Raw genomic sequence first — 20,850 nt, 5'->3', positions numbered from 1 at the left:
CTCACTCCAGGGGGATCGAGAACCGCCGGGGGTCGAACAGGCCGATCGGGTGGGCGGTCGACCCGCAGGTGGCCAGGTCGGCCAGGATCTCGCCGACCACGGTGACGAACTTGAAGCCGTGACCGGAGAAGCCGCAGGCCACGGTGACCGACTCGTGCGCCGGGTGCCGCGCGATGACGAAGTGCTCGTCCGGGGTGGTGCTGTACATGCAGGGCTCGCCGCGCAGGAACGCGCCCGGCAGGTCGGGCAGCCGCTCGCCGCAGTAGCGGGCCATCTCGGCGATCTCGCTGTCGTGCACCTCGGTGTCAAGCGTGTCGGGCGTGGTGATGGTGCCGCGGCGGAAGAACGCGATCTTGGCGCCGCCCTCGGGACCGTCGATCGCCGGGAAGCCGTAGATCTGCCCGCCGCCGGCGTCCTCCCAGACATAGATCGGCTGCCGCTCGGGAAGGAACGGCTCGACCCCGCCGCGGGGCTGGAACCAGTACTGCACCTGGCGCTCGATGCGGAACTCGATGCCCAGGTCGGCCAGCAGCTCGGGGGCCCACGGGCCGGGCGCGATCACGAGCTGGCCCGCCGTGTAGCTGCCCTGGGCCGTGGTCACCCGGACGCCCTCGCCCTCGGGCGCCCAGCTCGCCATCGGCTCGTGGAAGCGCAGATCGGCGCCGCGCTTCTCGGCCAGCTGCAGGTTGGCGGCCACGGTGGCCTCGGGCCTGACGAAACCGGCCTTGGCCTCGAACAGCGCGATCTCGTCGTCCTTGGGGGCCAGCGTCGGGTAGCGCCTGCGGATCTCGGGCGCGTCGAGGATCTCGTGCACCAGCCCCCACTGCTCGGCGCTGGCCCGGCTGCCCGCGACCGTACGGCTGTCGGGCCGCCCGATCATCAGGCCGCCGGTCAGCGTGATCACGTCGCGGCCGGAGTCCACGGCGAGCTGGTCGAACAGGTCGTACGCGCGGAGCAGCAGGGGCACGTACTCGGGGCCTTCGAAGTAGGACTGCCGGGTCACCCGTGAGCCGCCGTGGCTGGCCCCGCGGTCGTGCGCCGGGCCGTACTTCTCCAGGCCCAGCACCCGTTGCCCGCGGGCCGCGAGCTGATTCACGGCGGCACTGCCCATCCCGCCGAGACCGGCCACGATGACGTCGTACGCGGACATGAATGCCTCCAGGCGTTCTTCTCAGGCGCGCAGCCGTTCGTGCGTGGGGTCGAACAGCGGCTCGGCGACGACGGTGGCGCCCAGCCGCCGGTCGAAACAGCCGATCGCGACCTGCGTGCCGGGCGTCGCGAGGGCGGCCGGCAGCCAGGCGTACGCGATCGGGAAGCCGACCGTGTGCCCGAAGGCCGCGCTGGTGACGAAGCCGACCGGGTCTCCCCCTGCATACACCGGCTCGCGGCCCATCGGCACAACTTCGGCGTGGTCGAGCCGCAGGCAGGTGAGCAGCCGCCCCGGCGGGCCCTCGGGCAGCGCCTCCCGTCCGACGAAGTCACCCTGGTCGCGGCGCACGGCAAAACCCAGACCGGCCTCGTACGGGTTGTCCTCCCCGGTCATGTCGGTGCCCCACAGCCGGTAGCCCTTCTCGAGCCGCAGACTGGTGAAGGCGGCCCGGCCCGCCGCGATCAGGCCGTGGTCGCGTCCGGCGGCCCACAGCGTGTCCCACAGCCGCAGGCCGTGATCGGCCCGCGCGTAGATCTCCCAGCCGAGCTCGCCGACGTACGACAGGCGCAGCATCGTGACCGGGACCGTGCCCAGGTAACCCTCGCGGGCCTGGAAGTAGCGGAACGCGCCGGGCGAGACGTCGATGTCGGTCAGCGGGGCGACCAAGTCGCGGGCGCGCGGGCCCCAGACGCCGAGCCCGCAGGTGCCGCCGGTGATGTCGCGGATCTGCACGCCCGCGGGCGCGTGGTCGCGCAGCCAGTGCAGGTCGATCGGGCCGTTGACGCCGACCTGGAACCGCTCGGGGCCGAGCCGGGCCACCGTGATGTCGCTGCGGACGCCGCCGTCGGTGTCGAGCAGCAGCGTGTAGGTCACCGAGCCGGGCGGTTTGCCGACGTTGTTGCTGGTCATCCCCTGCAGCCAGGCGACCGGGCCGGTCACTTCGAGGCGCATGAGCGAGGTCATGTCGTAGAGGGCGACGTTCTCGCGGGTCGCTTTCGCCTCGGTCTCGGCGATCGGGGACCAGTGGCGGCTCGACCACTCGTCCCTCGTAATCGTTTTCTCCGGCGCGGCGTTGGCCTCGTACCAGAGTGGTCGCTCCCAGCCCGCGGCCTCGCCGAAGACCGCTCCGAGCTCGGCGTGACGGGCGTGGAAGGCGGTGGTGCGGACATTCCGGACGCTCGGCGGGTCGAGCGGGTGAATGATGTCGTAGACCTCGACGAAGCTGCGGATCGCCCGCTCGCGGGTGTAGGCCGGGGCCAGCTGGGCCGGGTCGAACCGGTTGAGGTCGCATTCGTGCAGGTCGACGCTCGGGCGCCCGGCGACCAGCCACTCGGCGACCGCGCGGGCGGCCCCGGCCGAGTGGGTCACCCAGATCGCCTCGGCCACCCAGAAGCCGGGCAGCGTGCGCGACTCGCCGAGCAGCGGGAAGCCGTCGGCGGTGAACGAGAAGACGCCGTTGAAGCCGTCCGTCCGTTCGGCATTCTTCAGTCCGGGCAGAAGGTCGCGGGCGGCCTCCCAAGATTCGCGAAAAGTGTCGGGGGTGAACGGGAGCATCGACGGGTGCTCACCCTCGGCCAGCTCGTCCAGGCTCACCGGCATCGGCTCGTGCAGATAGGAGCCGATGCCCAACCCTCCCCCGTACGAGCGGAAGTAGAGATCTTTGTCCTGGTGCCGGACGATCGGCATCGTCTCGGGGGCGCCCACATTCGTCGTACGCACGAATTGGTGGGCCATCGGGAGCAGCGGGATCGTCGTTCGCGCCAGTTCGCCGATCTTCGGGCCCCAGAAGCCGGCGCAGCTCACGACGATGTCGGCCGGGTAGGACGAGTTCTCTGTCCAGACCCCGGCCACCCTGCCGTCCGCTTCGATGATCTTGATGACGCGCGCATGTCCGATAAATCGGGCACCGCGCTGTTGGGCTTTTTCGGCCTGTCTTTCTCCGGCCTGCACCGCCAGCGCCAGCCCGTCGGTGGGCACGTGCAGCCCGCCCAGGATCCGATCCTTGTCGAGCAGCGGCACCAGCTCGGTGCAGGCCACCGGGTCGAGCACCCGCGAGCCGATCCCCCACGACTGCCCGAAGCCGAACCGCCGGTGCAGCTCGGCCAGGCGCTCGGGCGTGGTCGCGACCTCCAGGCTGCCGACCTGCTCGAAACAGCCGAGCCCGGCCAGCTTCTCGACGGTGTACTTGGCGAGCCGCGACATCGTGCGCGAGGGGTTGGTCTGGAACACCAGCCCCGGCGCGTGCGAGCTGGACCCGCCCGTCACGAAGAGCGGGCCCTGCTCGAGCACTGTCACATCGGTCCAGCCGCGCGCGGTGAGCTCGTCGGCCAGGGCGCAGCCGACCACGCCGGCCCCGATGATCACGACCTGGGGGCCGGTCACGCCGGGATCCAGGGCTTCCAGGTCGCCTCGTGCTCGTTCACCCACTTCTCGGCGGCCTGGTCGGCCGACATGCCCTGGTTGGTGAGGTAGTCCGAGACGAGGTTCTGGTCGTCGTTGGTCCACGTGAAGTTCTTGACGAACTGATACGCGGCGCCGCCGGTGTCGGCGAACTTCTTGCTGGCGATCTTGTCGAGCTTGTAGTCGGGATAGTCGCAGGCGACCTTCTTCAGGTCCTTGTCGCAGCCCTCGGTGTAGGCGGGCAGCTTCACCCGTACGTACTTCTCTTTGGCGAACAGCCACTGCGGCTCGTAGAAGTAGAAGAGCAGCGGCTTCTTCTGCGCCGTGGCCTGCTGGGCGGCCTTGATGATGGCGGCCTCGCTGCCCGAGTAGACGACGGTGTAGTTCAGCTTCAGGTTGGTGACCAGGGCCTCGTCGTTGGTGACGAAGGACGGGTCGCCGGCCAGGAACTGCCCCTTGCCCTTGGACTCCGAGGTCTTGAACAGATTCGCGTATTTGTTGAGGCTCTTGTAGTCGGTGATGTCCGGATACTGCTGGGTCATCCACTCCGGCACGTACCAGCCGATGATGCCCTCGTTGCCGGTCGGCCCGACCTCGACGGCGACCTTCTTGTCCTCGATGTAGGTCTTCTTGAGATCCGGGTGCCCCCAGTTCTCGACGATCACGTCGACCTCGCCGGTCTCGAAGCCCTGCCAGGCGATCTCCTCCTTGAGCTCCTTCTTGTCGACGGTGTAGCCCATCTTCTTCTCGAGCAGATAGGCGATGACCGCGGCGTTCGCCTCGTAGCCGACCCACGGGTTGACGGCCAGGTTGACCGTGCCCTTGGCGCCGGCGCTGGGCTCGTCCTCCCCGGCCCCCGAGGTGGCGCCGCCACACGCGGTCAGGCTGACTATGAGGGCCGCGGCTACGGTCGTACGGAAGGTTCTCATCTGCGTGGTCCCTTCGAGTTGTGAAAACCCTGGGTCAGGCGATCGAGCAGAATGCCGAGCAGGACGATGGCGAGGCCGGCCGCGAGCCCCTGGCCGAACAGCTCGCGCTGGGAGAAGCCGGCGACGACGTCGTAGCCGAGGGCGCCCGCGCCGACCAGGCCGCCCACCACGACCATGGCCAGCACCATGACGATCCCCTGGTTGGCCGCGAGCAGCAGGCCGCCCCGGGCCATCGGCAGCTGCACCTTCCAGAGCAGCTGCCGCGGGGTCGAACCGGCCGAGACGGCGGCCTCGACGACGGTCGCGGGCACGTCGCGGACGCCCCGCTCGACCAGCCGCACGACCGGCGGGACGGCGAAGATGACCGCGGCCACGATCGCGGTGAACCGGCTGGCCCCGAAAAGCGCGACCGCGGGCAGCAGATAGACGAACGAGGGCATGGTCTGAGCGGCGTCGAGCACCGGGCGGATCGCAGTGGCCAGCCGGTCATGCCGGGCGCAGAAAACGCCGACGGCCACGCCGACCACCAGCGTGAGGGCGATCGCGACGAGCACGGTGGCCAGGGTCTGCATCGAATGCTGCCAGAGCCCCAGCCCGGCGATCCCGGCCGCGGCCAGCGCGGCGATCAGGGCGGCCCGCCACCCGCTGACCAGCGTGCCGAAGGCGGCCACGGCCAGCACGAACAGCCACCAGGGGGTGGTCACGAGCAGCGTCTCCAGGGGATCGAGGACACCGGCGCTGATCCCGTTCTTGAGCCCCTCGGTCACGTCGTACCAGTGCAACTCGATCCACCCGACGACCTCATTGACCGGGCCGGCGGCACTCCACTGCGGCAAGTTGCCGGGATCTATCGCAATGAAGGATGTCGCCACGACGGCGACCAGAGCGGCACCCGCGCCCGCCCACCTCCATTGCCGCTGTCGCCGCGTCCGATGCGCCCCTGCCTGGCGGGCGGCGTTCGTGGTGATGCGGTCGAGCACGACGGCCAGGATCACGATCGCGACGCCGGCGTCGAAGGCCGCGCCGACGTTGACCCGCTGCAACGCGTTGACGATGTTCTGGCCCAGGCCCGGCGCGTCGATCAGGGCGGTGATCACCACCATGGACAGCGCCAGCATGATCGTCTGGTTGACCGCGAGCACCAGGGTCGTCCGGGCCATCGGCAGCCGCACCTTGGTCAGCAGCTGCCAACGGGTCGAGCCGAGCGCCGTCGCCGCCTCGACCGCGGTCGCCGGCACCTCGCTGATGCCGAGCGCGGTGATCCGGATCGTGGCCGGCACCGCGTAGATCATCGTGGCGATCACCGCGGCCGGCTCGCCGATCAGGAACAGCAGCGTCATCGGGGCCAAGTACGCGAAAGTCGGCATGATCTGCATGACGTCGAGCACCGGCCGCAGCGTCGCGCCGACCCACCGCACCCGGGCCGCGAGCACACCCAGCGGCACGCCGATCAGCACGCTGAGCAGCACCGCGGACAGCGTCAGCACCAACGTGTCGACGCTCTCGTCCCACAACCCGAGCACGCCGAACGAGAGAAAACCGAGCAGAGCCAACAAGCCCGTACGCCATCCCGCCAGCACCAGGCCGATCGCGCTGACCGCCGTGACCAGCCCGGCGAACCCGAGCCCGTAGAGCGCCGCCTGCACCACGTCGACCAGCAGCCGCACACCCAGGCGCACGTAATTCACGCCGTACAGGAAAAATGGGCTGGTGTCGCGGTTGGCGTCGACCCAGTCGCGCACGCCGTCGAAGAACCGGGCGGCCGCGCCGTTGCCATCGGCCGCCCCGTCCGTGCGGAACAGCAGATAGGCCGCCGCCGTCAAGACGATCAAGACCGCGGCCGCCGTACGCCTGCCGCCCGCACCCCGGCGCCGCGGAGCCCCCGCCGCATCGGTCGCCGGCGGCAGCACCCGCCCACCCTGAAGCGCCGGCGGCGGCACCGTCGCGGTCACGACACCCCTCCCGGCTCCCCTTTTCCGCCGCGCCCGGTCATGCCGGCACCTGGCGGTGGTGGCTGACCAGCGCGGGCAGCAACCGGTCGCGGTCGATCACGCCGAGCCGGCGGGTACCGTCGACGACCGCGATCGGCCGCTCGGCCCGCAGCACCCGATGCACGGCGTCGCGGATCACTGTGCGATGGCTGAGCGGCTCGTCCTCGCAGAGCTCCTCCGGCCCGGCCTCCCGCATGATCCAGCGCAGCGTCAGCACGTCAGAACGCGGAACATCACGCACGAAGTCGGCCACATAGGAGTCGGCCGGCGCGCCGACCAGCTCCTCGGGCGTGCCCACCTGCACGAGCTCGCCGTCGCGGAGCACCGCGATCCGGTCGCCCAGGGTCAGCGCCTCGGCCAGGTCGTGCGTGATGAACACCAGCGTCTTGCCGACCTCGGCGTGCAGCCGGCGCACCTCGGCCTGCATGTCCCGCCGGATCAGCGGGTCGAGCGCGCTGAACGGCTCGTCGAACAGCAGCACCTCGGGGTCGGCGGCCAGCGCCCGGGCCAGCCCGACCCGCTGCTGCATGCCGCCGGAGAGCTGATCCGGGTATTGCTGCTCGTGCCCGTCCAGGCCGACCAGGGCCAGCACCTCGGCCGCCTGGCGATGCCGCTCGGCCCGCCCGACGCCCTGAATCTCCAGCCCGTACGCCACGTTGTCGAGCACCTGCCGATGCGGCAGCAGCCCGAAATGCTGGAACACCATGGCCACCTGCCGCCGCCGCAGGTCGCGCAGCCGCTTCGCGTTCATGGCACGCACCGATTCGCCGCCGATACTGATCTCGCCGCTGGTCGGTTCGATCAGCCGGGTCAGGCACCGCACCAGCGTCGACTTGCCGCTGCCGGACAGCCCCATCACGACGAACACCTCGCCCGGCTCGACGTCGAAGCTGACCTCCCGTACGGCGACCAGACAGCCCGTACGGGCACGCAGGTCGGCCCGGGACAGCTCGGCCAGGGGCGTGCCGACGATCCGGTCGGCCCGGGGACCGAACACCTTCCACAGATCCGTTACCGCGATCATCGGTGCCATCCCCGCCACCCCCTACGCTCGGTTCAACTCGGCGCTGATCAGGTCGGCCGCCCGCTCGCCGATCATCAGGACGGTCACCATCGGGTTCACCGAGGGCATCAGCGGAAAAATCGAGGCGTCGGCCAGGCGTACGTGGGGAACGCCCTTCAACCGCAGCTCCGGATCGACGACGCTCAGCTCATCGCCCGGCGACCCCATGCGGCACGTGCCGGCGGGGTGATAGACCGTGTGGTGCGCGGCCCGCCCGTACGAGGAAAGCTCCTCATCGGACCGCAACGCGGGCCCCGGCGCGATCTCGCGCGCGATCCACTTCGCGAAGGGCTCGGTCGCGGCCACCTCCCGGGCCAGCCGCAGCCCGTCGACGATCGTCCGCTCGTCATAGCCCTCGGGATCCGTGAAATACCGGAAGTCGAGCAGCGGCTTGGTCCCCGGGTCACTGTCGGCCAGCGTGAGCCGCCCGGCACTGCGCGGCCGCGGCACGTTGGGCGTCATCCCGAACCCGTGGCGCGGCACGTCATACCCGAGCCGCTCGGTATTGAAGGTGAACGGGATCTGATACAGGTGAAACATCAGATCGGGCCGCTCAGCCCCAGGATCCCGCCGCACGAACAGGCCCGCATCCGAGTCCATGGCCGACATCGGCGGAATCTCCCGGCTCGCCTCCCACAAAATCAACGACTCCGGATGATCGAGCAAATTCTCCCCGACCCCGGGCAGGTCGGCCTTCACCTTGATCCCCAGCCGTTCGAGCTGCCGGGCCGGCCCGAACCCCGAGTGCAGCAGCAACCGAGGCGTATCCACCGCGCCGGCGCACAACACGTACTCATGCCGAGCCCGAATCAGAACCCGCTCACCATTCCCCGCGCCGCTCTGCCCGGCGCCGCTCTGCCCCGCGCCACCACTCTCCGCGCCATCCTGCCCCGCGCCGCTCTGCCCTGCGCCGCTCTGCCCCGCGCCGCTCTGCCCTGCGCCACCACTCCCCGCGCCGCTACTCCCCTCAACGCCCCACGCCCCGCCATCCCGCCAGCCCTGCCCGATATTTACGGATATACCGGCTTCCGGATCGAGATGGTAGGCCCAATGATTGGTCAGGATCGTGAGGTTGGGGCGGTCCAAGTGCGGGTGCAGGTAGGCGACCGAGGCCGACGACCGCACGCCCGTCTCCGGGTGGTAGCCGACCGGGAAGAAGCCGGCGCCGTCGGCGAACGGGGCCGCGTTGAAGTCGTCGTGGATCGGCACCCCCAGCGCGGTGTGGCAGGCGGCGACGAAGTCCTCGGCCAGCGGGTTCCGATGCTGCGGCGCGACCGGCACGATATTGATCGCGAGCCGTTTCCACAGCGGCACCATTTCCTCGTACGACCATCCGGCCGCCCCCGCCGCCACCCAGTCCGCGAAATCCTCGGGCGGCGGCAGAAAACTGATCATGGTGTTGTGCGAGGAGCAGCCGCCCAGGACGCGGGCTCGCGCTTGCCGCAGATGCGAGTTGCCCCGGGGCTGCGGCACGATCGGATAGTCGTAGTCGAACTCGGACTCGAGCAGGTTGATCCAGTTTCGCAGCTGGAGTATCCGCTGGTCACCGACGTCGGAGGGCCCGCCCTCGAGCACGCAGACGCTCACGTCAGGATCGGCGGAAAGGCGCGACGCGACAACCGACCCGGCGGTGCCGCCGCCGACGATGACCACGTCGAATTCTCTGGTTTCCAGGATCAGTCACCTCTGCTTTCCCGGTCTCCCCGCGCCCCCAAAGAATCATCAGGTCCAACGTCGATGGTCAATGTCAACAGCGGACTTTTACCTCAGTGCAACAAAGCAGCCCCCCGCTCGCCCACTTCCGAGAAGATCGCGACTCCTAGGATCGGCCCGTGCCCTTCCCCTACCTGGACGCGCCGACGCCCCTGGCCTTCGCCCACCGCGGCGGCGCGGCCGACGGCGACGAGAACACGGCCGAGGCCTTCGAGCGCGCCGTGAAGCTCGGCTACCGCTACGTCGAGACGGACGTGCACGCCACCGCCGACGGCATCCCGGTCGTCTTCCACGACGCCACCCTCGACCGGGTGACCGACGGCGCCGGCGCCATCGAGTCGCTGACGTGGGCCGACCTGCGATCCGTGCGCATCGGCGGCGCCGCCCTGGTCCCCCGCCTCGACGAGATCCTGGCGGCGTGGCCCGAGATCCGCTTCAACATCGACATCAAGGCCGACCCCGGAGTGGCCCCCACCGTCGAATGCGTGCGCTCCTCGAACGCCGCGGACCGCGTGCTGCTCGCCTCGTTCAGCAACCGCCGCCTGGCCCAGGTGCGCTCCCTGGCCGGCCCGGCCGTCGCCACCTCCCTCGGCCTGCGCTCGGCGGCCCTGCTGCGGCTGGCCTCACTGACCGGCACCCCCGTACGCCTCCCCGCCTCGGTCGCCGCCGTGCAGGTGCCACCCCGGCACGGCCGTTTCACCGTGGTCGACCGCCGCTTCGTCAAGCTCGCCCACCGCCTGGGCCTGCAGGTCCACGTCTGGACGATCGACGACCCGGCCGAGATGAACCGCCTGCTCGACCTCGGCGTCGACGGCATCATGACCGACCGCCTGACCGTCCTCAAGGACGTCTACCAGTCCCGCGGCCTCTGGCCCGCTTAACCCCACCCCCGCTCTGTTTACGCCCCACAGGCCGCGGCCTCTGGCCCGTCAAACCCCACCCCCGCTCTGTTTACGCCCCACCCGACCTGGGGGCGGGCCCAAGGTAGCGATTTTCGGGATGCGGCGGTCCGCGTTGTCCACAGGGGCGCCTTGATCGCCGAGCGAGGCCCTGAGTTATCCACAGCGCCGCAGTGAGACCGCTGAGATGTGCCTCACCCGGCAGGCGGTGGGGTGGCGGCTTGTGGCGCGCAGCGGGCGGGCGACGACGTACGGCCGGCGAGTCGCGGCGGCAAGGTGGCGGCTTGTGGCACTCAGCGGGCGGGCGGCGGGCGAGCGGCGACCTGCGGCCGGTGAGTCGCGGCGGTGGGGTGGTGCGGTGGAGCGGGTCGGGTGAATACGCTGGGAAAGGGCTTGGAAACGGGCTGGAATGGTTTTCCCAGGTTGCTCTAAGGTGCATCGGGCCGGACGTGCTTTACATTCTTCTGTGACGACGTGACCTCGGGGCGCCACCGGTGGCCCTCCGAGCGGTCCGAGAAAAAGTCGCAGGTCAGCGAAGTTTTTGCGATCTTGGTTGAACCCGGGACATCAGCCGTTCGGATGATGTCTGGGGTTCGAGGGGTGGCCCATATTTTTTCTTTAAGTTTGGGCTAAGAATTCATCAAGTTCGCTCCCGGAATTGCATTCCGGCGGGGTGGCTCTTACCGTCTGGGAGCCGGTCGGAATGTGGGCCGGGTGGATTCTTCGAAGATGAGGTATCACGCATGCGTAGGTCTGCTTACCGCCGCGCGGCCGCCACGCCGTCGGGACGCAACCGACGGCTGTTCGCGGTCGGTGCGGTGATCGCCGCCCTGGGTGCGGCCGTGGGCTTCGCCCAGATCTCCGGCGCCGCCGAGAACGATCGGCCCGAGGGCAGCGGGGCCGGCAAGGTCGTCAACGGACAGGTGATCCTCACCGACACGTGTATCGACAGCAACCTGGCTCCGCACACCGGCTTCCAGGAGGGCAGCAAGTGTGTGTCCACCGAGTTCGGTGAGGTCGGCGAGGCCAAGGACAATCCGAGCCTGCTGATCACCGACGCGCCCGAGCGCATCGCGGCGAACACGCCGTTCAGCCTGACGATCAGCACCCGCAACCTGATCCGCGACCGGTTCCTCGCGGCCGGCAAGGGTGGCTACTACGTGGAGAGCTCGGTCCTCAAGGACGGTCTCGTCCGCGGCCACTTCCACACCGCGTGCCGCATGCTGCCGAACACCAACGAGGCTCCCGCGCCCGACCCGGTTCCGGCGTTCTTCGTCGCGACCGAGGACAGCAAGGGCAACGCCACCCCCGACGAAGTGGTCATCCAGGTGCCGGGCATGCCGACCGACGGCATCGCCCAGTGTTCCTCCTGGGCCGGCGACGGCTCCCACCGCACCCCGATGATGGTGCGCGCCAACCAGACGCCCGCGATCGACTCCGTGCGCATCACCGTCGGCAACGCCGGCGGCGGCAACAACGGAGGCGGCAACAACGGCGGCGGCAACAACGGCGGCGGCAACAACGGGGGCAACAACGGCGGGAACAACGGCGGCGGGAACAACGGCGGCGGCAACAACGGCGGCGGCAACAACGGCGGCAACAACAACGGCGGCAACAACGGCGGCAACAACGGCGGCAACAACGGTGGTGGCAACAACGGCGGCACGCCGGGCAACCCGAACAGCACCGTGACGCCGACCAAGCCCCCCACCAAGACCCCGACCACGGCGCCGACGGTGAAGGACGACTTCACCCCCGACCCGACCAAGCCGGCCACTCAGCCGACCAAGCCCACCGCCACCAAGCCCCCGGCGACCCAGCAGCCCCCGGCCAACACCGGCGGCGGCAACACGGGCAACACCGGCGGCAACAACAGCGGCGGCAACAACGAGTCGGACGACAACGACAACGACGTCCCGGCGACCAAGGCCCCCAAGCCCCGCGCGACCACCAGCAGCGCGGCGCCCGCGGCCGGCACCGACTACACCTACGAGGACGGCCAGTTCAACTCGGGCAACAAGGCCCCGGTGGCCGACCAGGTGGCCCAGGTGCAGGCGGACGCCCCGAAGAAGGACGACGGCGGCCTGCTCGCCCTGACCGGCAACAACACGGTCGCGGTGGTCGGCGGAGCGGCGGTCCTGCTGATGATCGGCCTGATCATCATGGCGCTGACCCGGCGCCGGCGGCTCCCGGGCAGCACCTGGGAGTAAGAGCCACAACGAGGAGGGCGGTCCGCATCGCGCGGGCCGCCCTTTCCTCGTCGGGAACTCGTATCCGCGAAAGTGAGGGTAGCCTTACCGGCGATTACGCGAACCCGGAAGCAGAGGACGAAGCATGGCTAACAGGCCGGCACGAGCGGCGACCGAGGCGGTCGTCACCCGGGTGGAGCAGCTCACCCCGCACATGATCCGCATCGTCCTGAGCGGCGACGCCCTGCGTGGCATCGAGGCGGGCGCCCACACGGATCACTACGTCAAGATGTTCTTCCCGAAGCCGGGCGTCGCCTATCCCGAGCCGTTCGACATGGGCGCGATCCGTGAGACCCTCCCCGCCGAGGACTGGCCGGTCGTCCGCACCTACACCGTGCGCAAGTGGCTCCCCGAGATCCCCGAGATGTGGGTCGACTTCGTGGTGCACGGCGACGAGGGCATCGCCGGCCCCTGGGCGGCCGCGGCCAAGCCGGGCGACGTGGTCCGCTTCATGGGCCCGGGCGGGGGCTATTCCCCCAGCCCGCAGGCCGACTGGCACCTGCTCGCCGGTGACGAGAGCGCGCTGCCGGCCATCGCCGCCGCGCTCGAGGGCATGCCCGCCGGCGCGCGCGTCCGGGCGTACGTGGAAATCGACGGCCCGGACGAGGAGCAGAAGCTCGAGTGCCCCGGCGACCTGGAGCTGACCTGGCTGCACCGGGCCGGTCGGCCGGTCGGCGAGCCGCTGGTCGAGGCCGTACGGGGAACCGTTTTTCCCGAGGGCCAGGTGCACGCGTTCGTGCACGGTGAGGCGAACTTCGTACGGGATCTGCGCCGTTTCCTGAAGAACGAGCGCGGCATCCCGATGGCCCAGCTGTCGATCTCGGGCTATTGGCGGCGCGGCATGAACGAGGACGGCTGGCAGTCGTCCAAGCGCGAGTGGAACCAGCAGGTGGAACAGGAGCAGGACCGGTCGTGAGCCCGATCTTCCCGGGGTCGATGATGTGTAAGTGGTGGCTGCCGGAGAAGACCTGACCGTTAAGCGTCGCGGGCGCATGATCGCGCTGGTCGCGCTGCTGCTGGCCGCGGTCAACCTGCGCCTGGCGGTGACGAGCGTCGGCCCGGTGCTCGACGAGATCCGCGGCGGTCTCGGCATGAGCTCGACGATCGCCGGGCTGCTGACCTCGGTGCCGGTGGTGTGTTTCGCCGCGGTCGGGCTGAGCGCGCCCCGGCTGGCCCGGCGGTTCGGCTCGTCGCGGGTGATCCTGGTCGGCCTGGTGGTGCTGGCGGCCGGCCTCGCGATCCGCCCGTTCGCGCCCGGCACCGCCCTGTTTCTGCTGCTCAGCCTGGTCGCTTTGGCCGGCATCGCGGTCGTCAACGTGCTGCTGCCGTCGGTCGTCAAGGATCGCTTCCCCGACAAGGTGGGCTCGACCACGGGCCTCTACACGGTCGCGCTCAACGTCGGGGCCACCACCGCCGCGGCGGCCACCGTGCCGCTCACCGAGCACGCGTTCGGCGGCGACTGGCGGATCGGGCTGGCCTGCTGGGCGGTCGTGGCCGTGCTGGCCGTGCCGTCATGGCTGCCGCTGGCCCGCGAGCCGTTCGCCCCGCCGGCCGAGGTCAAGAGCGACGAGCTCGTACGGGTCTCGCGCCACCCGGTCGCGTGGGCGCTCGCGGTCTACTTCGGCATGCAGTCGACCTCGGCGTACGTGATCATCGGCTGGCTCCCGCAGATCTACCGTGACGCCGGGATCTCGGCCGAGCAGGCGGGGCTGCTGTTCGCCCTCACGTCGTTCCTCGGGGTGCCGCTCGGGTTCGGGCTGTCCGCGCTGGCCGGGCGGGTGCGCAGCCAGAGCTGGATCGCCGTCGGGCTGGGCGTCTTCGGCCTGGCCGGCTATGGCGGGCTGTGGTGGGATCCGGCCGCCGCGCCCTGGCTGTGGGCGACGTTCCTGGGCATCGTCAACACGGCGTTCCCGCTGGTGCTGACGCTGATCGCGCTGCGCGGCCGCACCCCGGGCCGGGTGGTCAAGCTGTCCGCGTTCGCGCAGAGCGTCGGCTACATCATCGCCATCCCGGGCCCCTTCCTGGTCGGGGCCCTGCACGACGCCACCGACGGCTGGCGGGCGCCGCTGACGCTGGTGCTGTGCCTGATCGTCCCGCAGATCGTGGCCGGCTGGTTCGCGGGCCGCGACCGTCAGGTGTAGCCGATTCATTCATTACGTTCCGCACAAGTTTGATTGCTCTCAGGCATGACGATCTATGGGTCGTGGTGCAGAGTGTGGTTATGAGTGCGGATGTGTGGGAGGTCGGCGACTCCTACGAGGCCTATGTCGGCCGGTGGAGCCGCCTCGTGGCCGCCGATTTCGTCCGCCGGCTGGGAGTGCCGGACGGCCGCCGCTGGCTCGACGCGGGCTGCGGCACGGGCGCCCTCACGTCGGCCATCCTGACGACCGGCCCGGCCCGGGTGACCGGGGTCGATCGCTCGCGGGGCTTCCTGCGCTCCATCCCCGCCGCCGCCACCCCCGTCGCCGGTGACGCGGCCGCCCTGCCGTTCCGCGACGCCAGCTTCGATGCCGTGGTCAGCGGACTGGCGCTCAACTTCGTCCCCGGTCCCGAGCGGGCCATCGCCGAATTCGCACGAGTCGCCAAACCCGGCGCGGTCGTCGCCTCGTACGTCTGGGACTACACGACCGGCATGCGGATGATGCGCTACTTCTGGAACGCCGCCGCCGAGGTCGTGCCGGCCGCCGCCCAGCGGGACGAGGGTCCCCGCTTCCCGATCTGCCACGAGCCCGCCCTCCGCGCGGCCTGGGCCGAGGCCGGACTGACCGAGATCACCACCCGGGCGATCGAGGTCCCCACCGTGTTCGCCGGCTTCGACGACTTCTGGCGGCCGTTCCTGGGCGGCCAGGGCGCCGCGCCCGCCTATCTGGTCACGCTGCCCGATCGGGACCAGGCCGAGATCCGCGAACGCATCCGGTCCCGGCTGCCGGTCGAGACCGACGGGACCATTCCCCTCACCGCGTCGGCGTGGGCCGTCCGCGGCGTCAGTCCCCACCCAGCAGAAGGAGGCGCATGACCACGGAACACCCCGTCCCCGCGCAGCGCAGGAGCCCCGAACCAGAGTCCACCACTTCGACCCCCGCCCAACGCATGATCGCGCTCGGCATCGTGCAGGCGGACAACCCGGCACTGCGAGCGCGCGCCCGCCCCTTCGAGCTGCCCCGCGAGGCCGCCGAGGCACGCGAGACGATCACCAGAATCAGGGCCGCGATGGACCGGGTGGCCGCGGCGCACCGGTTCGCGAAGGGCATGGGCATGGCCGCGCCGCAGATCGGCATCGACCGGGCCGCGACGGTCATCCGTACGGGGAACGGGGAATTGGTCTTGTTGAACCCGCGGATCGTCGACCGGTCGGGCGAGGGCGAGACCCTGTTCGAGGGGTGCCTGAGCTTCTTCGACGTGCGCGGCGAGGTCGAGCGGGCGGCCTGCGTCACGGTTGAGCACCGGCGGCTCGACGGCGTTGTCGAGACCACCCGGTTCGGCGGCGGCCTGGCCCGGCACGTGCAGCACGAGGTCGATCACCTCGAGGGCCGCCTCTACACCGACCGCATGCCCACCGGTACGGATGTCATCCCGCTCTCGGAATATCAGGGCACCGGCCGACCGTGGCGCGACCCGTGACCGGCTACGCGGCCCGATCCGTCCACCCGGCCGGCGCGCGCTCGGCAAAGCGCCACCGCAGCCGGATCTGACTGGTCAGCAGCAGCTCGCGCAGCCGCAGCGTGTAGACGATCGTGCCGTTCTCCCCCGGCGACGCTGTCGGGGAGAAGCCCTTGATGCCCGCGTACGACAGGGTTTCCGCGCTGACCTCGGCGGCGATCTCGGCCGGCAGCCGCAACGACATCGTCAGCGCCCGGGTCGGGAACCGGATGTCGCGCTGGAACCACTGGCCCCACAGGCTGGCGGGCACGCGATACGAATACGTCACCCGCGTGCGCTCGCCCGGATAGAGCGGGAACCGCGCCCGCGCGTTGCCGAAGATCAGCACCATCTTGACGTACGCATCCGACGAGCGGGTCACCCGCACGTCCATCGCCTCGGGTCGCTCGTCGCCCGCGTGGGCCTCGAAGCCCAGGTCGGAGAGCTGCAGCGGGCTCTCGGCGTAGAGCCGCCGGGACACGCCGGGCTGGTCGGGGTAGCGGTCGACGTCGACGCGCACCGGATAGCAGGTGACGGGCCGGTCGCCGACGTTGCGCACGACCCGCTCGACCCGGCACGAATACCACCCGTCGGCGTAGGCCAGGGTGGCGTTCTCCTCCTCGATCACGAGCGTGGCCGGCAGCATCGGGCTGGGCTCGTAGTCGTTGCGGAGCACCGGGGTGGGCGCGGGCTCGCCGGCGGCCTGCCGGCACTGCTCGTACCGCGAGATGATCTCACCCCCGCTCGCCAGGACCGCCTCGGCGCGGCAGGCGAATTCGAGGGTCGGGTGGTGGCGCAGGCTCTCCACGTGGCTGATGTATGACGGGTGGTAACCCATCGACGCGGCGAGCTGCTTCTTGGAGAGGCCGCGGCGGGTGCGCCAGGCGGTGAGCACCTGGGCGAACGCCGTACGGGCCGCGAGCTCGAGTTGTGAGGTCATCACACACTCCTCAAGGGACGCTGTCCGGCCATGATGCCCCACGTATTACCCGCCTGCCAGGTCAACAATGTCACTTTACGGATTCGTGAGATTACTCAGCGCTCACTTGAATCGCGGTTCATGTTGTTGAATCATGCGCGCAGCAAAGCGATGACGGGCGCGAACTCCTCCATGAAGAGCCCGCTCACGCCCACATAGGAGACGTCGAACTCCTCGCGGCGCCGGCACAGCAGGTCGGCGATCCGCTCGGGCGAGCCGGTGAGGAAGGCGATACCACCGGCGGAGGCCATCTCGACCGGGTCGCCGCCGACCATCCGGCTCAGCCAGGGCGGCACGTCACCCGGCGCCGGGGCCACGGCGGCCACGTTGAGGTGCAGCTCGAGACGGGCGAAACGCTCTCCTGCGGCGGCCCGCAAGGCCTCCACCGTACGGGCCAGCTCGGGCTCGGTGGTCCGCGGCGGGAGGCCCAGCGCGACGGTGTCGGCCCGCTCGGCGGCCAGCCGCAACATCCGCGGGCGACTGGCCGCCACCAGCACGGACGGCGGCTTGGCCAACCCCCGTACGGCGTCGATGGTCGCCCCCACCCGGGCCAGGCGCTCGGCCGGCGTGCCGAAATCGCCGCCCAGCGCCTCGGCGTCGCGCTCGGCCCCCGGCCGCCCGCCGCCGAGACCCAGCTCGAAGCGCCCGCCGCTGATCAGCTGGAGCGTCTCGGCCTCCCAGGCGACGAGCCCGGGCGTACGGTTCGGCGCGCTCAGCACATAGGTGCCGACACGCAGCCGGGTGGTGACGACGGCCGCCGCGGCCAGGGCGGCGAACGGCGACAGGGTGTGCAGCGTGTCGGGCACGAGCAGGGTGTCGTACCCCAGCCCCTCGGCCCGGCGGGCGGTCGCGGCCCACTCGTCGCCGGTGGCCGCCCGGCCCGCGACGACCCCGAAGCGGAACTCTCGCTCAGTCATGCCGACATGCTCGCGCGGCCGGTACGCCCCCGTCGTCGACCCACAGTCGACACCGCGCGTACTCCCCCCGTCGTACGCGCAAGGGTTTTCCCTGATTCGGTGACGAGCGTCGATGCCTACCGTCTCAGCATCGGACCTTGAGCCCGCCCTCAACCCCCGGGCGGGAAAGGAGTACCCGCGTGAAACGTCGAACCCCTCTGATCATCGCGCTGGCGGCCGGAACCGTGGCCGCCTCCGCCATGGTCGCGGCGACCGGCCCCGCCGCCGCCGCGCCGCAGGACCCGTCGGCCGTGGCCGCCCTCGCCGCCGACAAGGCGGACGCCCTCGTCGCGAGCCGCCCGGCGATCCTGCACGCAGGCGCGAACGAGACCTTCCAGCAGCAGAAGGTCATCCAGTCGTCCGGCCTCAACTACGTGCCCTACAAGCGCACCTACAAGGGCCTGCCGGTCGAGGGCGGCGACTTCGTCGTGGTCACCGACGCGGCCGGGCAGACCAAGGCCACCTCGGTCGCGCAGAGCGCCCCGGTCGGCGAGCTCTCCACCGTCGCCAAGATCGCCGACAGCGCGGCCGCCGCGACGGCCAAGGCCCAGCTCAAGACGGTGACCAGCACCGAGGCGACCAAGCTGGTTGTGCTGGCCGAGGAGGGCAAGGCGGCCACCCTCGCCTGGCAGACCACGGTCGCCGGCACGAACGCCGAGGGCCCGAGCCGGCTGACCGTCGACGTCGACGCCACGAGCGGCAAGGTGCTGCGGACGACGGAACGGGTCATCGACGTCACCGGCACGGGCACCGGCTGGATCAACGGCTCGGTCTCGATCGACACCACCCAGTCCGGCTCGAGCTACCTGCTGCAGGACCCGAGCCACACCACGATCCGCTGCCAGAACGCCTCCGGCAACACGACGTTCAGCGGCCCGGACAACGTGTGGGGCAACGGCAGCGGCACCGACCGTGAGACGGGCTGCGTCGACGCGTTCTACGTCGCGCAGAAGCAGTACGCGATGCTCTCGTCGTGGCTGGGCCGCAACGGCCAGAACGGCAGCGGCGGCGCCTGGCCGATCCGCGTCGGCCTCAACGACCAGAACGCGTACTACGACGGCACCCAGGTGCAGATCGGCAAGAACACGGCCGGCCAGTGGATCGCCTCGGCCGACGTGGTCGGGCACGAGCTGGGCCACGGCATCGACGACACCACCCCGGGCGGGATCTCGCGCTCGGGCACCCAGGAGTTCGTCGCCGACACGATCGGCGCGGCCACCGAGTGGTTCATCAACAACCCCAACGACGCCCCCGACTACCAGGTCGGCGAGGAGGTCAACCTGGTCGGCAGCGGCCCGATCCGGTACATGTACAACCCGTCGCTCGCGGGCGACAGCAACTGCTACTCCAGCAGCACCCCGGGCTCCGAGGTGCACGCGGCGGCCGGCCCCGGCAACCACTGGTTCTATCTGATGGCCGAGGGCACCAACCCGACCAACGGGCAGCCCACCAGCACCCGCTGCAGCGGCTCGGGCGCGATCACCGGTCTCGGCATCCAGAACGCCATGAAGATCATGTACAACGCGATGCTGATGAAGACGTCGACCTCGTCGTACCTGAAGTACCGCACCTGGACCCTGACCGCGGCCAAGAACCTCTTCCCGAACAGCTGCACCGAGTTCAACACGGTCAAGGCGGCCTGGGACGCGGTCAGCGTGCCGGCCCAGTCGGGCGACCCGACCTGCACCGGCGGCGGCACCACCCCGCCGCCGACCACCACCCCGCCCCCGAGCGGCAGCTGCACCGGCACCAACGCCACCGACGTGACGATCCCGGACGCCGGCTCGGCGATCAGCAGCAGCATCGCGATCAGCAACTGCGCCCGGGCCGCCTCGGCGACCTCGACGATCGCGGTCAACATCGTCCACACCTACCGGGGTGACCTGCGGGTCGACCTGGTGGCCCCGGACGGCACGGTCTACAACCTGAAGGCGACGTCGTCCTCCGACAGCGCCGACAACGTCAACACGACGTACACGAAGAACCTGTCGAGCGAGCAGGCCAACGGCACCTGGCAGCTGCGGGTGCAGGACGTCTACTCCCAGGACACCGGCTACATCAACACCTGGACCCTGACCGTCTGACCTACCTTCCCCTGACGCGGGGCTCGGCTTGACGCAGCCGGGCCCCGCGTCGCTCGGGTGCGGCTGGGTTGCCCGCCGTTGCCTTCCGGGTCCCTTCCTTCATCCGGGCGCGCGCTCCCCGATCGGTATTGCTGACAGCAGCCGAACGACAGAAGGAGCCCGAACTTGAAGCGTCTCGTCCGCAAGGCCATCGTCACCGCCGCCCTCATCGCCGTCCCGACCCTCTTCAGCGCCCCCGCCTTCGCGGCCACGTCCGCCGAGGCGCCGAAGAAGGCCGCGGCCGTCGACCAGGTCGCGTACGAGAACGAGGTTGTGAAGCTGACCAACGCCGAGCGCACCGCCCGCGGCTGCAAGGCCCTGCGAATCGACGACCGCCTGGTCAAGGCCGCCCGCGCGCACAGCGAGGACATGGTCAAGCAGCGCTTCTTCGACCACACCGGCTCGGACGGCAGCAACTTCGTCACCCGCGAGGTGCGCGCCGGCTACCCGCGCAACGGCGCCTCGGCCGAGAACATCGCCTACGGCTACCGCACGCCGCAGCAGGTCGTGACGGGCTGGATGAACAGCTCGGGCCACCGCAAGAACATCCTGAACTGCTCGAGCATCGCGGTCGGCGTCGGCCTGGCCATGACGTCGAACGGCACCCCGTACTGGACCCAGGACTTCGGCCGCGTCTGACCTGTCAAGATCGTCCGCCTACTGCCCGTCCCCCGCCACACCACGGGGGGCGACCCCGCAGCCAGGCTAGTGGCCGGACCTGAGGGGACGGCCGGTTATCCACAGGACACAGGCTTATCC

16 protein-coding genes are annotated in these 20,850 nt (G+C 70.4%); 8 read left to right on the top strand and 8 right to left on the bottom strand.

Features of this window, described 5'->3' with window-relative positions; genetic code table 11:
• Position 1 precedes the first annotated feature (1 nt).
• The 6 genes from solA to JKJ07_RS06485 form a co-directional block, all read right to left on the bottom strand.
• Positions 2–1,150 (bottom strand): N-methyl-L-tryptophan oxidase, encoded by a 1,149-nt coding sequence (gene solA, locus JKJ07_RS06510; RefSeq protein WP_202990316.1) that lies wholly within the window; start codon positions 1,148–1,150, stop codon positions 2–4.
• 21 nt (positions 1,151–1,171) lie between these two features.
• Complete coding sequence (locus JKJ07_RS06505) at positions 1,172–3,532, bottom strand: GcvT family protein (protein WP_202990315.1); 2,361 nt, start codon at positions 3,530–3,532, stop codon at positions 1,172–1,174.
• A complete protein-coding gene (locus JKJ07_RS06500; protein WP_202990314.1) occupies positions 3,529–4,479 on the bottom strand; it encodes an ABC transporter substrate-binding protein in 951 nt (316 codons plus the stop codon). The genes JKJ07_RS06505 and JKJ07_RS06500 overlap by 4 nt, the downstream gene beginning before the upstream one ends.
• On the bottom strand, positions 4,476–6,389 hold the full coding sequence (locus JKJ07_RS06495) for an ABC transporter permease (protein ID WP_202990792.1): 1,914 nt from the start codon (positions 6,387–6,389) through the stop codon (positions 4,476–4,478). Before JKJ07_RS06495 ends, JKJ07_RS06500 begins: the two co-directional genes overlap by 4 nt.
• Positions 6,390–6,468: 79 nt before the next feature.
• On the bottom strand, positions 6,469–7,503 hold the full coding sequence (locus JKJ07_RS06490) for a quaternary amine ABC transporter ATP-binding protein (protein ID WP_202990313.1): 1,035 nt from the start codon (positions 7,501–7,503) through the stop codon (positions 6,469–6,471).
• Positions 7,504–7,515: 12 nt separating this feature from the next.
• Positions 7,516–9,186, bottom strand: a complete 1,671-nt coding sequence (locus tag JKJ07_RS06485) for a GMC family oxidoreductase (protein WP_307834142.1) — start codon at positions 9,184–9,186, stop codon at positions 7,516–7,518.
• A gap of 179 nt (positions 9,187–9,365) precedes the next feature.
• Between JKJ07_RS06485 and JKJ07_RS06480 the strand changes: the two genes are divergently transcribed.
• The 6 genes from JKJ07_RS06480 (at position 9,366) to JKJ07_RS06455 (ending at position 16,015) form a co-directional block, all read left to right on the top strand.
• Entirely contained in the window at positions 9,366–10,127 is a 762-nt protein-coding gene (locus JKJ07_RS06480; RefSeq protein ID WP_202990312.1) for a glycerophosphodiester phosphodiesterase family protein, read from the top strand.
• 761 nt (positions 10,128–10,888) lie between these two features.
• Complete coding sequence (locus tag JKJ07_RS51610; RefSeq protein ID WP_202990311.1) at positions 10,889–12,355, top strand: hypothetical protein; 1,467 nt, start codon at positions 10,889–10,891, stop codon at positions 12,353–12,355.
• A 124-nt stretch (positions 12,356–12,479) separates the two neighbouring features.
• Positions 12,480–13,310, top strand: coding sequence for a siderophore-interacting protein (locus JKJ07_RS06470; protein ID WP_202990310.1), 831 nt, complete (start codon positions 12,480–12,482; stop codon positions 13,308–13,310).
• A 34-nt stretch (positions 13,311–13,344) separates the two neighbouring features.
• The gene (locus JKJ07_RS06465) at positions 13,345–14,535 is read left to right on the top strand and encodes a CynX/NimT family MFS transporter (protein WP_307834141.1); all 1,191 of its coding nucleotides are present in this window, start codon (positions 13,345–13,347) and stop codon (positions 14,533–14,535) included.
• A gap of 80 nt (positions 14,536–14,615) precedes the next feature.
• On the top strand, positions 14,616–15,410 hold the full coding sequence (locus JKJ07_RS06460; protein ID WP_202990309.1) for a class I SAM-dependent methyltransferase: 795 nt from the start codon (positions 14,616–14,618) through the stop codon (positions 15,408–15,410).
• Positions 15,407–16,015, top strand: a complete 609-nt coding sequence (locus JKJ07_RS06455) for a peptide deformylase (RefSeq protein ID WP_202990308.1) — start codon at positions 15,407–15,409, stop codon at positions 16,013–16,015. The genes JKJ07_RS06460 and JKJ07_RS06455 overlap by 4 nt, the downstream gene beginning before the upstream one ends.
• Before the next feature lie 4 nt (positions 16,016–16,019).
• Here JKJ07_RS06455 and JKJ07_RS06450 read toward each other — a convergent pair whose 3' ends face one another.
• Together JKJ07_RS06450 and JKJ07_RS06445 are read right to left on the bottom strand one after the other, a co-directional pair.
• On the bottom strand, positions 16,020–16,973 hold the full coding sequence (locus tag JKJ07_RS06450) for a helix-turn-helix domain-containing protein (RefSeq protein WP_202990307.1): 954 nt from the start codon (positions 16,971–16,973) through the stop codon (positions 16,020–16,022).
• A 131-nt stretch (positions 16,974–17,104) separates the two neighbouring features.
• Complete coding sequence (locus JKJ07_RS06445) at positions 17,105–17,929, bottom strand: LLM class flavin-dependent oxidoreductase (protein WP_202990306.1); 825 nt, start codon at positions 17,927–17,929, stop codon at positions 17,105–17,107.
• A gap of 179 nt (positions 17,930–18,108) precedes the next feature.
• On the opposite strand from JKJ07_RS06445, the gene JKJ07_RS06440 reads away from it, so the two are divergent.
• On the top strand, positions 18,109–20,052 hold the full coding sequence (locus JKJ07_RS06440) for a M4 family metallopeptidase (RefSeq protein ID WP_438871364.1): 1,944 nt from the start codon (positions 18,109–18,111) through the stop codon (positions 20,050–20,052).
• A 165-nt stretch (positions 20,053–20,217) separates the two neighbouring features.
• Positions 20,218–20,730: a CAP domain-containing protein gene (locus JKJ07_RS06435; RefSeq protein WP_202990305.1), complete on the top strand. Its 513-nt coding sequence runs from the start codon at positions 20,218–20,220 to the stop codon at positions 20,728–20,730.
• Positions 20,731–20,850: the final 120 nt, after the last annotated feature.

The organism is Paractinoplanes lichenicola, assembly GCF_016785085.1.
GTDB lineage: Bacteria > Actinomycetota > Actinomycetes > Mycobacteriales > Micromonosporaceae > Actinoplanes > Actinoplanes lichenicola.
This window is presented reverse-complemented; position numbering and strand designations above follow the sequence as displayed.